Origin of the sequence: Nocardia sp. NPDC019323, from assembly GCF_044389845.1 — a bacterium.
Taxonomy (GTDB): Bacteria; Actinomycetota; Actinomycetes; order Mycobacteriales; family Mycobacteriaceae; genus Nocardia; species Nocardia implantans.
On sequence record NZ_JBIRYN010000010.1, the window covers coordinates 17456 to 31604 of the forward strand.

Genomic DNA, 14149 nt, shown 5'->3' on the forward strand with positions numbered 1-14149 from the left:
CGGTCGTCTCCTAATTCCCAGACCGTACCAGTCGAGTGCCACAAGATCAGCGCGCAGTCCTGCGGCACCGCGGTGGCGACCACCGCCACCAGGCTGTTTCCGCGGGTGACCGTCAGCTCTTCGGGACGCGCCCCGCCGCTACATCGGCGGCGTAATCGGCGTAGGCGGGGATGTAGCCCTCGGTGCGGCCAGCGAGGACGTACAGCGTGCTGTCGGGGTCATCGGCGTAGCCCTGCTTGCGCAGTTCTACCTTGCGGCTCTTGAACGTCGAGGTCTGCTCCAGCTCGTGCACGATCCGGACGAACAGCGGAACGGCATACCCGGGCAATCGCTCGTAGGCCAGCTTCGCCACCGCCGCGCCGTCGAATTCGGCGCCGGGCCGCAGCGTCACCGCGGCCATGCCCGCCTTACCGTCGGCGCCGGGGATGTCCACGCCGTAGACCACCGCCTGCTCGATCGACTCCGCCTTGCTCAGCGCGCCCTCCACCTCGGTGGTCGCCACGTTCTCCCCCTTCCAGCGGAACGTGTCGCCGAGCCGGTCCACGAACGCGATGTGGTGCCAGCCCTGGTCGCGCACCAGATCGCCGGTGTCGAACCAGACGTCCCCCGCTTCGAAGCCGTCGCGCACCAGCTTGGCCTCGGAGGCGTCCTTGTCGGTGTAACCGTCGAACGGGGAGCGGTCGGTCACCTTCGCCAGCAGCAGGCCGACGCCACCGGCGCCGACACGGCGCAGGCGGCCCTTCTTGTCGCGCTTGGGCTTTCCGGTCTCCTCGTCGTATTCGACGACCGCATACGGCAGCGGGCCGAAACCCGCCGTTCGGTCCACGCCGAAGGCGTTGACGAAGGCGATGTTCGCCTCGCTGGCGCCGTAGAACTCCACGATGCGGTCGATGCCGAACCGGGACTTGAACTCGTCCCACAATTCCGGACGCAATCCGTTGCCGACGGCGAGCCGGATCGAATGCTGCCGGTCGGTCGGCTTGGCGGGCTGATTGACCAGGTAGCGGCACAGCTCGCCGATGTAGATGAACGCCGTGGCCTGTTCGCGGATCACCTCGTCCCAGAACCGGGACGCGGAGAAACTCCGGCCGAGCGCGAACGTGCCGCCGGAGGCGAGCACCGCGGACAACGCGACGGTGAGGGCGTTGTTGTGGTACAGCGGCAGGCAGCAGTACATGGTGTCGTTGCCGTGCAGGCGGATACCGAGGCCACCCAGTCCGGCCATGCTCTTGGTCCAGCGCAGATGGGTCATCACGCTGGCCTTCGGCAGTCCGGTGGTACCGGAGGTGAAGATGAGGAACGCCCGCTCGCGCGCGGTGACTTCCGCACAGCTCGGCGGGTCGCCGTCGTCGGCGTCGCGGGCGGCCGCGCGGAGTTCGTCGGCCGCGAGGACGTTGGCGGGCGGTTCGGGCAGCGAGTCGATCGCATCGGCACATTCCGCGCCGACCACGTTCAGCACGCTGTCGAGCAGGCCGATGCTGTGCGCCAGCACCTGGTCACGCTGGTGATGGTTGAGCAGTCCCACGGTGGCCCCGAGCTTGACCGTGGCCAGCACGACGAACAGCGTCTCCGGCCGGTTGGTCATCAGCACGCCCACCACGTCGCCGCGCCGCACCCCTCGCGCAGCGAGCACGCTCGCATACCGGTTGACCTCCGCGTTGGCCGCGCCGTAGGTGTAGACCGCGCCCTCGAACCGCAGGAACGGGCGGTCGGGATGCCGGTGGGCGTTGCGCTGGAAGTACAGGCCCACCGACGACTTGGAATCCGGTGTCACGAGCATGTTGAGCGCGTTGCGCAGCATGCCAGGCGCGTCCATGGCCATCGCGGGGAGATGCCGGGCGAGGTCGGCCAAACTCACCGTCGAGCGGGCAGCGGTGCTCACGTCTTCAGTTCTCCTCACGGGGTAGGCGCGCCTCCAGCGCCGCGAAGGCGGACGGGAGATCGGTCACCACGGTAATCCGGGACAGTGCTGTCTGGGGCACGAACTTCCGCTCGTACAGCTCGTCCAGCCAGGAGAACAAACCGTCGAAGAATCCATTGGGATTAAGCACAACAACGGGTTTCCCGTGCTGTCCCAGATAGCCGCCGGTCCAGGTCTCGAAGAACTCCTCCAGCGTGCCGATCCCGCCGGGCAGGGTGAGGAAGGCGTCGGCGCGGTCCTCCATCACCTGCTTGCGCTGGCGCATGGTGTCGGTGACGACGAGTTCGTCGGCGTCGACATCGGCGACCTCACGATGCACCAGGTGCTTGGGGATCACGCCGATCGTGTTCGCCCCGCCGGCGCGCGCCGCGGTGGCGACCGCGCCCATCATCGAGACGTGCCCGCCACCGGACACCAATTGCCAACCGCGCCGGGCGATCTCGGTGCCCACCCGGGCGGCAAGCGACAGGTGGTCCTGGTCGGTCGTGCTCGCCGAGCAATAGACACAGACGGCGAAAGGCCGCTCGCTCACCACTGATCCTCCGTCCCGATCGCGTCCTCGGCGCCGCCTGCTATCGCGGCGGCCTGAATGATGTCCACGACCTCGTCGACGCTGTCGGTCACGTGCAGCAGTCCGAGGTCGCCCGGGGAGATCTTGCCTGAGCCGCCCAGCGAATCGCGCAACCAATCGACCAGCCCGGACCAATACCTGGTGCCGAACAGGATGATCGGGAACCGGGTGATCTTGTGGGTCTGCACCAGCGTCAGCGCCTCGAACAACTCGTCGAGCGTGCCGAAGCCGCCGGGCAGGCAGATGAACGCCTGCGAGTACTTCACGAACATCGTCTTGCGGACGAAGAAGTACCGGAAATTGATGCCCAGATCGACCCAGTCGTTGAGGCTCTGCTCGAACGGCAGCTCGATGCCGAGGCCGATCGAGTAGCCGCCCGCCTCGCAGGCGCCGCGGTTGGCGGCCTCCATCGCGCCGGGACCGCCGCCGGTGATCACCGCGAAACCCGCACGCGCCAGCGCGGCGCCGATGGCCAGCCCGGCCTGGTACTCCGGATGGTCGGCGGAGGTGCGCGCGGAGCCGAAGACGGTCACCGCTCGGGGGACCTCGGCGAGAGCGCCGAAGCCCTCGACGAACTCGGCTTGGATACGCAGCACCCGCCAGGGATCGGTGTGCACCCAGTCCGTATCGCCGCGCTTGTCCAGCAAGTTCCGGTCGGCGGTGCTGACACCGTCGGCCCGGTCGCGGCGGAACATGATCGGCCCGCGGAACTTCGGTGTCGACTTCGGTTTGTTGGTGACCTCACGGTCCGCGGCGTCGGTGGACATGCGTTCCACGCTACCGCCCGGCAAGGGGGTCTCCCGGGCTGGACGGGAGAAGTCGTCCGATGTTCAGCCGGACGCAGGCGGGGTGAGACGCGGTCGCAATCTCATCGCTCGGTGCGCATGTCATTGCGCTGATCACCGGTTGCGGTGACCGTGCCGCGCGGTCGCGCGCGATCTCGGGGGTGTCGTCGGTGCCACGCGACGGACACCGGTCCGAGCCGCGTCGGAGTGCGGGGGCGCCAACCACGAACGACGCCGCAGCGGGTCAGTCCGGTGTGCCGCTCAGGTAGCTGCGCAGCATCGCGGTGACGGCGGTGATCTGGTCGACCGGCACGTGCTCGTCGCGCTTGTGCGCGAGGTTGGGATCGCCGGGGCCGAAGTTGACGGCGGGGATGCCGCGGGCCGCGAAACGCGAGACGTCGGTCCAGCCGTACTTCGCGCGCACACCGCCACCGCCGTGGCGCTGCACCGAGGCGATGAGGTCCTTGGCGGCCGTGGCCGTCAGCCCCGGCAGCGCGCCCGGCGCCGCGTCGATCACCTCGAAGGACAGCTCGAGCCCGGCGAAGACCTCGCGCACGTGCTCGACGGCTTGGTCGATGGTGCGGTCGGGCGCGAAACGGAAGTTGACCTCCAGCTCGGCGGCATCCGGCACGACGTTGCCCGCTACTCCGGCCTCGACCCGCACCGCGGACAGGCCCTCGCGATAGACGCAGCCGTCGATGTCCACTTCCCTGGCGCGGTAGTCGGCCAGCCGCCCCAGTATCGGAGCCAGCCGATGAATCGCGTTGTCGCCCAGCCAGGCCCGCGCCGCGTGCGCGCGCACGCCGGAGGTGCGCAGCCCGATACGCATCGCGCCCTGGCAACCGGCCTCGATCCAGCCGCCGGACGGTTCGCCGAGCACGGCGAGGTCGCCGGTGAGCCACTCGGGCAGGTCGCGTTCGATGTGGCCCAGGCCGTTGAACTCGGCGGCGATCTCCTCGCCGTCGTAGAAGATCAGGGTCAGGTCGTGTACCGGGTCGGCGACGGTGGCGGCCAGGTGCAGGAAGACCGCGTCGCCGGATTTCATGTCCACCGAGCCGCAGCCGTAGAGGACTCGCTCGCCCGCCTCGTTCACCGCGAACCGGCCTGGCACGTTGTCGGCGATCGGCACGGTGTCCAGGTGCCCGGCCAGGATCACCCGGGTGGGCAGCCCGCGATGGGTGCGCGCCAGCACCACGTTCCCGTGCCGGAGGATCTCGAACCCCGTGGTCTGCTCCCGCAGCGCGCGCTCCACCACATCGGTGACGGCCGCCTCGTCGCGCGAGACGCTCGGGATGTCTACGAGCGCGGCGGTCAAGGTGATCGGGTCGGCATGCAGGTCGATGGTCACGCGCTTCACCCTACGACCGGTCCCCCACCACGGCCGCCGGTACCGGCCGGTGTGCCGCCCCTCGCCCGGGATAGCCGTCCGCGCGGACGACGTCGGCAACCACCGGGTCGGCGATATATCAGCGGCATGGTCGGAATCTGCCGCTACGCGGACGGCGCGGCCCGGTGGGCGGACCGACACGTGCGCAGCAGCAGGTCCCCACCAGGACACTCGGCCCACCGGTCCGGCAGCCGGACGTGTATCGAGCCTGGTGATCGGGGTCGCCGGAGCAGCCGCACCATTGCCCGGCACGGGTCGGTAACCTCTAGGCCGTGAGTATCCAGGGAGCAGCAGCCATCGGTATCGCCAACGTGACCGCGGACGGGACCGTGCTGGACACGTGGTACCCGAACCCGCAGCTGGGCGAGTTCGCCGAGACCGGCACCAAGCGGCTGGACGAGGCGCCCGCCGAGTACGCGGCGCTGCTCGGCTTCGACGACGCGCGCGGGGTGGACGTGATCGCGGTGCGCACCACGATCGCCGACCTGTCCGCGGCCCCGGTCGACGCGCACGACGTCTACCTGCGCCTGCACCTGCTCTCGCACCGCCTGGTCAAGCCGCACGAGGTGAGCTTGGACGGCCAGTTCGGCCTGCTGACCAACGTGGTGTGGACCAACCACGGCCCTGCGGCGGTCGATGGCTTCGAGGCCACCCGCGCGAAGCTGCGCGCCCGCGGGCCGGTCACGGTGTACAGCGTGGACAAGTTCCCGCGCATGGTCGACTACGTGCTGCCTTCCGGCGTCCGCATCGGCGACGCCGACCGGGTCCGCCTCGGCGCGCACCTGGCCTCCGGCACCACTGTCATGCACGAGGGCTTCGTGAACTTCAACGCGGGCACCCTCGGCGCGTCCATGGTCGAGGGCCGCATCTCCGCAGGCGTCGTGGTCGGCGACGGCTCCGACATCGGCGGCGGCGCGTCCACCATGGGCACCCTGTCCGGCGGCGGGACCACGGTCATCTCCATCGGCGAACGGTCCCTGCTCGGCGCGAACTCCGGCCTCGGCATCCCCCTCGGCAACGACTGCGTCGTGGAGGCGGGCCTCTACCTCACCGCGGGCACCAAGGTCACCACCCCCGACGGCACCCTGATCAAGGCCGCCGAACTGGCCGGCCGCGACAACCTCCTGTTCCGCCGCAACTCCACCACCGGCGCCGTCGAAGTGGTCCCCCGCAAGGGCACCGGCATCGAACTCAACGCCGACCTCCACGCCAACGACTGAACCACTTCCGCGAGTGGCACATGGTGGAGAGGTCTTCTCGCAACCGTGTGCCACTCACGAAGCTCTCATCAGGCGGGAGCCTGGGCCGGGAGGCCGAAGGCGATGATCCGGTGCGGGTGGATGCGGATCATTTCGCGGGAGACGCCGGGGATGTAGGGGTCGACGTCGGTGAGGGGTTCGGCGGTGCCGCGGATCTCGAGGCAGCGGACTCGCCATGGTTGGACCGACGCCACGTCGTCGACGACGAACGCGACGCGGTCGTTGGTGGCGAGGTTGCGGAACTTCCACGAGGCGCCCATGTTCCAGCCCGCGATGTCGATGGTGCCGAGGTCGGCGTTGTAGCGGAAGCCGACCGGGTTGTTCTGCGGGGAGCCGTCGGGGCGGACGGTGGCCAGGCGGCCCAGCCGCTGGGTGCTCAGGTATTCGATCTGTTCGGGAGTCAGGGTCGCAGTCATGCGCCGACCGTAGAACCTCTACCTAGCTCGAGGTCAATCGTTCGCGGTCAGCCCAGCTGCTTCTTCTGCACCTTTCCCATGGCATTGCGCGGCAGCGCGTCGACCACGCGGATCTCACGCGGGCGTTTGTGCACCGAAAGTTCCCCGGCCACATGGTCGATCAGCTCGCGTTCGGTCGCGGCGTCGCGCAGCACGACGAACGCGGTGATGCGCTGGCCGAGGTCGTCGTCGGGCAGGCCGACCACCGCGGCCTCCGCCACCGAGGGATGGCCGAGCAGCACCGTCTCCACCTCGCCCGCGCCGACCCGGTAACCGCCGGACTTGATCAAATCCACCGATTCCCGGCCGACGATGCGATGAAAGCCATCCGGGTCGATGGCGGCGACGTCGCCGGTCCGGAACCAGCCGTCCTCGGTCCAGCTCTGCGCGGTCGCCTCCGGGCGGTTGAGGTAGCCGTCGAACAGCATGGGCCCGGAGACTTCCAGACCGCCGATGCTCTCGCCGTCGTGCGGCACCGGAGACCCGGACTCGTCCCTGATCCTGGTGCGCACGCCGCGCACCGGCGTGCCGACCCAGCCCGGCCTGCGCTCACCGTCGGCCCGGGTGGACAGCGTGATCATGGTTTCGCTCATGCCGTAGCGCTCGACCGGCGCGTGCCCGGTCAGCTCGCGCAGCCGCTCGAACACCGGCACCGGCAGCGGCGCGCTACCGGAGACCAGCAGCCGCGCGCCGGCCAATCGCTTCGCCGCGTCGGGATCCTCCACCACGCGCGACCACACGGTGGGCACCCCGAAATACAGCGAACCCTCGGCCGCCGCGTACGCCTGCGGCGTCGGCTTGCCGGTGTGGATCAGCGGGCTGCCCACCCGCAGCGGTCCGAGCAGGCCGAGGATCAACCCGTGCACATGGAACAACGGAAGCCCGTGCACCAGCGTGTCGTTCGCGGTCCACGCCCATGCTTCGGCGAGGGCGTCCAGACCAGCGGCGATCGCGCCGCGGCTGAGTATCACCCCTTTGGGCAGCCCGGTGGTCCCCGATGTGTAGAGGACGAAAGCCGTGGCGCCCGCATCGGGTTCGGGATAGGTGTGCCAGGACCTGGCGTGCCGCCGCACCGGCACCACGGGCAGCTCGGCGCCATCGGGCGCTTTCCCCAACCACGCCTGAGCACCCGAATCGGCGAGGATGTGCGCCCGCTCGGCGGTTCCCGAGTCCGGGGGCACCGGCACCACCGTGACGCCCGCGATGAGGCAACCCACCACCGCGAGCACGGTCTGCACGGTCGGTTCGGCCAGCACCGCCACCCGTTCCGCGCGCGCGACGCGCTCGGCCACCGATGTGGCCGCGCCGAGCAGATCACTGCGTGAGAGGGTGGTCCCGTCGATGGTGACGGCGTCGGGGATGTCCGCTCCGCCTGCGACGGCGAGCGGGTTCAGGGAGCTGAGCAGCGGCGGACCGAACGGCATTCGCTCACGCTACTTCGCCGAATGCACGCCGGCGTCGCGGCATCCCGCCTGAACCGACGTCGAACGTGACGGTTGACACTCACGCTGACGTGGTGAGAACGTTGTCGTACAGCTTTCTCAGCACTGCGAGGTCGACGATGACCAGGCCACTTCCCGCGACGCATCGTCCCGAACCGCCGGATTCCTTCGACATCGGGCAATACATCGACGGCGTGGCGGGCCTGTTCGGCGGCGTCGCGAACGTCGTCATGCAGCTGAGCAACCCTCCGGTCGGCTACGGCGTCGTGGAGAGCACTGTCGACAGCGGGAATGTGATGCTGCATCCGATCAAACGGCTGCGCACCACGCTGACCTACCTCGCCGTGGCGACGCTCGGGACCGACGAGGAACGCGCCGCCTACCGCGAGGCGGTCGACGTCTCGCATCGTCCGGTGCACTCCACCGACGCGAGTCCGGTGCGCTACAACGCCTTCGATCCCACGCTGCAACTGTGGGTCGCGGCCTGCCTGCACTGGGGAGCGCAGGATCTGTACGAGCGCATGCACGGGCCGATGGACCAGGCGACCGCCGACGCGTTCCACCGTCTCGGCGCCCGGCTCGGCACCACTCTCCAGATGCCCGAGGCGATGTGGCCCGCCGACCGCCGCGCCTTCGCCGAGTATTGGGCCGCGCATCTCGCCGAGACCAGCATCGACCCGACGGTCCGGGCCTACTTCGACGACCTCATCGACCTGCGCATGCTGCCCCGGCTCGCACAGGTGGCCCTCGGCCGCCTGCACCGCTTCTTCGTGACCGGCTTGCTGCCTCAGCATCTGCGCGACGAGATGGGGATGACCTGGACCGACCGCGACGAGCGCGTACTCGGTCACATCCTGCGCACTGTCGGGGCCACCCAGTCCCGGCTTCCGCGACCGGTCCGCATGTTCCCGCTCAACGCCTATCTGCTGGATATGCGCATCCGGCGCCGCCTCGGGCTCCGGCTGGTCTGAACCGTCCGTCGTTTCACCACAGTTATCACTGGGCAATCGCATCTCGTACTGCTGATCGCGCCCGCGACGCGATCCGGCGCCACCGGCCAGGAGGAGACGATGGGCTACCGAACGACGTTGACCGGGCTGATCGCCTTCGCGTTCCTGGCGCTGTCCGCACCGGTCGCCGGTGCGGAGGACTCGGCCGAAACCGAGGTCGCCGCAGTGCCGCCGCGCACGGCGATCTCCGTGCGCACCGCGATCGGCATCGGCTGGGGTACACCGAACGAGCACGAGTCCCGTTCGAGCCTGTCGCTGGCCAAACTCTTCCTCACCGACTACGCCCTGCGCCACGGCGACGGCTCACCCGAAGACCGTGCGCTAGGTGAGCGAATGATCCGCTACTCCGATGACGGAGCCGCGACCGCGATGGAGGCCAAGTATCCCCAGGCCATCGCGGCCGTCGCCGCCGAATACGGACTCACCGAGACCGTGCCCGGCCCCGGCTGGGGCGCTGGGGCGACCAGCGTCGCGAATGTGTCCGACTTCCTGGCCGTGAAACTGCGCACCGATCCAGGATCGCCGATCTTCGAATGGATGGCCGCCGCCGGATCGACGGCGCAAGACGGCACCGAACAGGACTGGGGCACCGCCCGGTGGCCGTTCGTCCAGGGCACCAAGTGGGGCTGGTCGGATCTGGGTGAGCCGGAGGTCGCCTCGACGTCCTTCGGTCCGGGTTTCGCGGTGACCGCGCACACCCGCGGCACCGCGGCCGAGCAGACCGCGGACGTCATGGCCGCGCTCGGAGCCATGCTGTTCGGCCTGCCGCAGCACCGCTGAGTCAGCGCACGCGGAAGGACACCACCACGTGATCGCGCGCGAACTGCCGGATCGCCGCGTCGTCGCCGAGCGGGATGACGGTCTGCGGCGTGAGCGCCAGTGACAGCGCGGTGCGCGCGATCATCTCGGCCAACGGCGCCGGATCGTAGTCGGGCAGCTTGCCTTCGCGCTGCAAACGCGTGACGAACTCCGCGACGTAATCCCGGCCGAGTTCGATGACCGGCGCCCCCTGGGTGGTGAGGTAGGGCAGCACGAGTTCGGGTTCGGTGGCCAGCAGCCGGTGGATCAGCTGATTGCCGCGCAGGCCGTTGATGAACGCGGCGAACAGTTCGACGATCTGTTCCTCCGCGCCGGCGTCCCGGTCGACCTGACGCTGGAGCGCGGCGTCGACCTCCTCGATGAACTCGCGCGTCTGCCGCAGCCCGACGGCCCTGATCAGATCGGACTTGCTCGCGAAGCGGCGGTAGAGCGTGGCCAGGGACAGGCCGCCGCGACGGGCCACTTCCACCATGCTGGTCCGCTTGATGCCGAAGTCGAGGAACGCCAGCAGCGCCGCGTCGAGCACCCGCGCCTGGTTGCGATCCTCGGGGGCAGCGCTGCGCACCAACGGCAGCAGTCTGGTCAGCCTGGCCATACCTCAACCCTATCCGCAACGGCGACACGATGACACTTTCAGCATCGCACACCGTCACCACCGCCTCGCGGCGATTGACAGGCTTCCGAGTCGATGAGATGGTTAGGGCATAATCTTCTCATCGACCGATCCGCTGGGATCGGGCGGACACGAAAGACGAGGTCGACGATGACCGCGCCGCTGCGCACCGCCGAGCAGGAACCGGATCCGAGCCAGACCCTCACCCCAGAGACGGCCGCGCAGTACGTGGACGGCATCGCCGCCTTCCTCGGCGGCGCCGCCAACGTCATCATGCAGCTGAGCCTGCGCCCGGTCGGCCGGGGCGTCCTGGAGAGCACCGTCGACAGCGGCAAGGTCACCCTGCATCCGATCAAGCGGCTGCGCACCACCCTGACCTACATCGCCGTGGCGCTGCTCGGGTCGGACGAGGAACGCGACGCCTACCGCGAGGCCGTCAACGTGTCGCACCGGTCGGTGCGCTCCACCGCCGCGAGCCCGGTCAAATACAACGCCTTCGACCCGAATCTCCAGCTGTGGGTCGCGGCGTGCCTGTACTGGGGCATCGATGACCTCTACACCCGGATGCACGGCCCGATGGACGACGCGGCCGCCGACGCCTTCTACGCCTACGCCGCGCGCCTGGGCACCACCCTCCAGATGCGGCCGGAGATGTGGCCGGCGAATCGCGCCGAGTTCCAGCGGTACTGGGAGGAGAACCTGAAACTGCGCGGCATCGAGCCGGAGCTGCGGGACTACTTCAACGGCCTGATCGACCTGAAGATGATGCCGCGACCGGTGCAGGTGGGCTTCGCCGGGTTGCAGCGTTTCGTCGTCACCGGCCTGCTTCCGCAGCACCTGCGCAACGAGATGGGCATGACCTGGACCGACCGCGACCAGCGGCGGCTGGACCGGCTGCTGCGGGTCATCGGAGCCGTGCACGGACGGCTGCCGCGCGCGGCGCGCATGTTCCCGCTCAACGCCTATCTGTTCGACCTGCGCAGGCGCCTGCGACAGGGAAAGCCGCTGGTCTGATCACCTGTCCATGTGCGGATAGCGGAAGTCGACGGGCGGCACGAACGTCTCCTTGATCGTCCGCGGCGCTACCCAGCGCAGCAGGTTCAACGGCGAGCCCGCCTTGTCGTCGGTGCCGGAGGCGCGTGCTCCGCCGAACGGCTGCTGCCCCACCACCGCGCCCGTCGGCTTGTCGTTGACGTAGAAGTTGCCCGCCGCGAAACGCAATGCGGCGTCGGCCTGTTCGATCGCGTACCGGTCCTGCGCGAACACCGCGCCGGTCAGCGCGTAGGGCGCCGCCGACTCGACTTCGGCGAGTATCGCGCTGTAGGCGCCGGGCTGGGTGTCGTCGTAGACGTACACCGAGAGGATCGGCCCGAAGTACTCGGTGGCGAACGATTCGTCGCGCGGGTTGTCGGTCAGGAAAACCGTCGGCCGCACGAACCAGCCTTCGCTGTCGTCGTAGGTTCCACCGACCGGGATGGCGACGCCCGCGTCGGCGGCGCGCCGGACGGCCGCCACGTTCTTGTCGTAGGCGCGCCGATCGATCAGCGCCCCACCGAAATTCGACAGATCCGCCACGTCGCCGTAGGTGAGCCCGTCGGCGTCGTGCAAGAACTCATCGCCCATCGCGCGCCAGACCGACCGCGCGATGTAGGCCCGCGAGGCCGCCGAGCATTTCTGGCCCTGGTATTCGTAGGCGCCCCGAATCAGAGCGGTGCGCAGCGCGCCGGGGTCTGCCGAGGAGTGCGCGACGATGAAGTCCTTGCCTCCGGTCTCCCCCACCAGGCGCGGATAGCCGTGATAGCGACCGATATTCGCGCCGACCTGCTGCCAGAGATACTGGAACGTCTTGGTGGAGCCGGTGAAATGGATACCGGCCAGCCGCGGATCGGCCAAGGCCACCTCCGACAGTTGCGCCCCGTCACCGGTGACCATGTTGATCACGCCGGGCGGCAGGCCCGCCGCCTCCAGCAGCCGCATCGTGTGGAAGGCCGACAACGTCTGCGTCGGCGAGGGCTTCCACACCACCGTGTTGCCCATCAGCGCCGGCGCGGTCGGCAGATTCCCGGCGATGGCGGTGAAGTTGAACGGCGTGATGGCGTAGACGAATCCTTCCAGCGGCCGATAGTCCATCCGGTTCCACACCCCGGCGCTGGAGCGGGGCTGCTGCTCCAGGATCTCGCGCGCGAACGCGACGTTGAACCGCCAGAAGTCGACCAGTTCACACGGCGCGTCGATCTCGGCCTGCTGGGCGGATTTCGATTGCCCGAGCATGGTGGCCGCCGCGATCGTCTCCCGCCACGGCCCGGCCAGCAGGTCCGCGGCGCGCAGCAGCACCGCGGCGCGCTCCTCGAACGGCAGCGCTCGCCAGCCCGGGGCGGCGGCCGTCGCGGCGTCGATGGCCGCGTGCGCTTCCGAATGCGTCGTCTGGGTGTAGGTCCCCAGCACGTGCCGATGCCGGTGCGGGGCGACGATATCGTGCCGTTCGCCGAGACCGGGCCGATGCTTGCCGCCGATCACCAGCGGCACGTCGACGGACTCGGCGGACAGCTCGGCGAGCTTGCCGAGCAGTAGCTCCCGTTCCGGACTTCCGGGCGCGTAGGAGTGCACCGGTTCATTGGCGGGCGTAGGGACAACCGTGACAGCGTCCATACCTCAGGCTAGCTCGCCGGACAGAGCCGACGCGGACGCCGACACGCCGCTGCACAAGGTGGTGCGGCGACCAGACCCCTGAGCGTTTGCTGCGCTCGCCGGAGCCGGGCGATGCCGGCGTCAGCCCGCGGCCAGCCGTTCGGCCGCCGCCGTGATCCGCTCGTCGGTCGCGGTCAGCGCGATCCGCACGTGCTCGCTCGCGCCGGGGCCGTAGAAGTCGCCGGGAGCGGCGAGGATGCCTCGATCGGCGAGCCATTCCAGCGTGGTCCGGCACGGCTCGCCGCGCGTCGACCACAGATACAGGCCCGCCTCGGAGTGATCGATCCGGAAACCCGCGGCCTCCAGCGCTGTGCGCAACACTTCGCGGCGGGCGCGGTAGCGCTCCCGCTGGCGCGCCTCGTGCGCGTCGTCGCTGAGCGCGGCGGTCATCGCGGCCTGGATCGGGAACGGCACCATCATGCCCGCGTGCTTGCGCACTTCGAGCAGTTCCGCGATCAGCTCCGAGTCGCCGGTCACGAATCCGGCGCGGTAGCTGGCCAGATTGGAGGTCTTGGACAGCGAATGCACGGCCAGCAGGTTGGTGTGGTCGCCGTCGCACACCTCGGGGTCGAGCAAGGAGACGCCGCGCCCTTCCCAGGTCAGGCCCAGGTAGCACTCGTCGGAGGCGACGATGACATCGCGCTCCCTGGCGAAGGCGACCACCTTGCGCAGATGGTCGACGCCGAGCACCCGGCCGGTGGGATTGGACGGCGAGTTCACGTAGATCAGCGCGGGCGTCTGCGGACCGAGCCGGGTGAGTCCGTCCGCGCGCAGCACCTGCGCACCCGCCAGCAGCGCGCCGACCTCGTAGGTGGGATAGGCGACCTCGGGGATGACGACCAAGTCGCCCGCGCCGAGTCCCAGCAGCCGGGGCAGCCCCGCGATCAGCTCTTTGGTGCCGATCGCGGGCAGCACGGCCGCCGGCTCCAGTCCGGTGATCCCGTAGCGCCGCTTCAGCGCGTCGACCGCGGCCGCGCGGAGCTCGGGGGTGCCGTGCGTGGTCGGGTAACCGGGGACCGCGGCGACGGAGTTCAGCGCCGTCCGGATCAGCGGGTCGACCGGGTCGACCGGAGTGCCGACGGACAGATCGACGATCCCGCCGGGGTGGGCGGCCGCCCGAGCCTTCACCGAAGCGATGGTGTCCCAGGGAAAATCGGGCAGCAGACTGCTGACCCGGCCACGCGGTGACACGTCAGATC

13 protein-coding genes are annotated in these 14149 nt (G+C 69.5%); 4 read left to right on the forward strand and 9 right to left on the reverse strand.

Annotated elements, in window-relative coordinates; all coding sequences use genetic code 11:
- Nucleotides 1–112: 112 nt before the first annotated feature.
- The 4 genes from ACH49X_RS28525 to dapE all read right to left on the reverse strand — a co-directional run bounded on the left by ACH49X_RS28525 (nucleotide 113) and on the right by dapE (nucleotide 4625).
- Nucleotides 113–1882 (reverse strand): long-chain-acyl-CoA synthetase, encoded by a 1770-nt coding sequence (locus tag ACH49X_RS28525; RefSeq protein WP_357209300.1) that lies wholly within the window; start codon nucleotides 1880–1882, stop codon nucleotides 113–115.
- A 4-nt stretch (nucleotides 1883–1886) separates the two neighbouring features.
- Nucleotides 1887–2456: a TIGR00730 family Rossman fold protein gene (locus tag ACH49X_RS28530; RefSeq protein ID WP_397071339.1), complete on the reverse strand. Its 570-nt coding sequence runs from the start codon at nucleotides 2454–2456 to the stop codon at nucleotides 1887–1889.
- Nucleotides 2450–3259 (reverse strand): TIGR00730 family Rossman fold protein, encoded by an 810-nt coding sequence (locus ACH49X_RS28535; protein WP_195082626.1) that lies wholly within the window; start codon nucleotides 3257–3259, stop codon nucleotides 2450–2452. Before ACH49X_RS28535 ends, ACH49X_RS28530 begins: the two co-directional genes overlap by 7 nt.
- A gap of 262 nt (nucleotides 3260–3521) precedes the next feature.
- Nucleotides 3522–4625: a succinyl-diaminopimelate desuccinylase gene (gene dapE / locus ACH49X_RS28540; RefSeq protein WP_195082625.1), complete on the reverse strand. Its 1104-nt coding sequence runs from the start codon at nucleotides 4623–4625 to the stop codon at nucleotides 3522–3524.
- Between the two features lie 311 nt (nucleotides 4626–4936).
- On the opposite strand from dapE, the gene dapD reads away from it, so the two are divergent.
- A complete protein-coding gene (gene dapD / locus ACH49X_RS28545; protein ID WP_357112430.1) occupies nucleotides 4937–5884 on the forward strand; it encodes a 2,3,4,5-tetrahydropyridine-2,6-dicarboxylate N-succinyltransferase in 948 nt (315 codons plus the stop codon).
- Between the two features lie 68 nt (nucleotides 5885–5952).
- Here the strand turns inward: dapD and ACH49X_RS28550 are convergent, their stop codons facing one another.
- Nucleotides 5953–6339, reverse strand: coding sequence for a PPOX class F420-dependent oxidoreductase (locus ACH49X_RS28550; protein ID WP_357209299.1), 387 nt, complete (start codon nucleotides 6337–6339; stop codon nucleotides 5953–5955).
- A 47-nt stretch (nucleotides 6340–6386) separates the two neighbouring features.
- Entirely contained in the window at nucleotides 6387–7802 is a 1416-nt protein-coding gene (locus tag ACH49X_RS28555) for an acyl-CoA synthetase (RefSeq protein WP_195082622.1), read from the reverse strand.
- A gap of 137 nt (nucleotides 7803–7939) precedes the next feature.
- Between ACH49X_RS28555 and ACH49X_RS28560 the strand changes: the two genes are divergently transcribed.
- Nucleotides 7940–8791 carry an oxygenase MpaB family protein gene (locus ACH49X_RS28560; protein ID WP_195082621.1) on the forward strand — a complete coding sequence of 284 codons (852 nt, stop codon included), beginning with the start codon at nucleotides 7940–7942 and terminating at the stop codon, nucleotides 8789–8791.
- Nucleotides 8792–8890: 99 nt separating this feature from the next.
- Nucleotides 8891–9610, forward strand: coding sequence for a hypothetical protein (locus tag ACH49X_RS28565; RefSeq protein ID WP_195082620.1), 720 nt, complete (start codon nucleotides 8891–8893; stop codon nucleotides 9608–9610).
- A 1-nt stretch (nucleotide 9611) separates the two neighbouring features.
- On the opposite strand, the gene ACH49X_RS28570 is transcribed toward ACH49X_RS28565, so the two are convergent.
- On the reverse strand, nucleotides 9612–10244 hold the full coding sequence (locus tag ACH49X_RS28570; protein WP_195082619.1) for a TetR/AcrR family transcriptional regulator: 633 nt from the start codon (nucleotides 10242–10244) through the stop codon (nucleotides 9612–9614).
- A 168-nt stretch (nucleotides 10245–10412) separates the two neighbouring features.
- Here ACH49X_RS28570 and ACH49X_RS28575 point away from each other — a divergent pair, with 168 nt between their 5' ends.
- Nucleotides 10413–11276 (forward strand): oxygenase MpaB family protein, encoded by an 864-nt coding sequence (locus tag ACH49X_RS28575; RefSeq protein ID WP_357209297.1) that lies wholly within the window; start codon nucleotides 10413–10415, stop codon nucleotides 11274–11276.
- Here ACH49X_RS28575 and pruA read toward each other — a convergent pair whose 3' ends face one another.
- Nucleotides 11277–12911, reverse strand: a complete 1635-nt coding sequence (gene pruA, locus ACH49X_RS28580; RefSeq protein ID WP_195082617.1) for an L-glutamate gamma-semialdehyde dehydrogenase — start codon at nucleotides 12909–12911, stop codon at nucleotides 11277–11279.
- A gap of 120 nt (nucleotides 12912–13031) precedes the next feature.
- On the reverse strand, nucleotides 13032–14141 hold the full coding sequence (gene dapC, locus ACH49X_RS28585) for a succinyldiaminopimelate transaminase (protein WP_357209302.1): 1110 nt from the start codon (nucleotides 14139–14141) through the stop codon (nucleotides 13032–13034).
- Nucleotides 14142–14149: the final 8 nt, after the last annotated feature.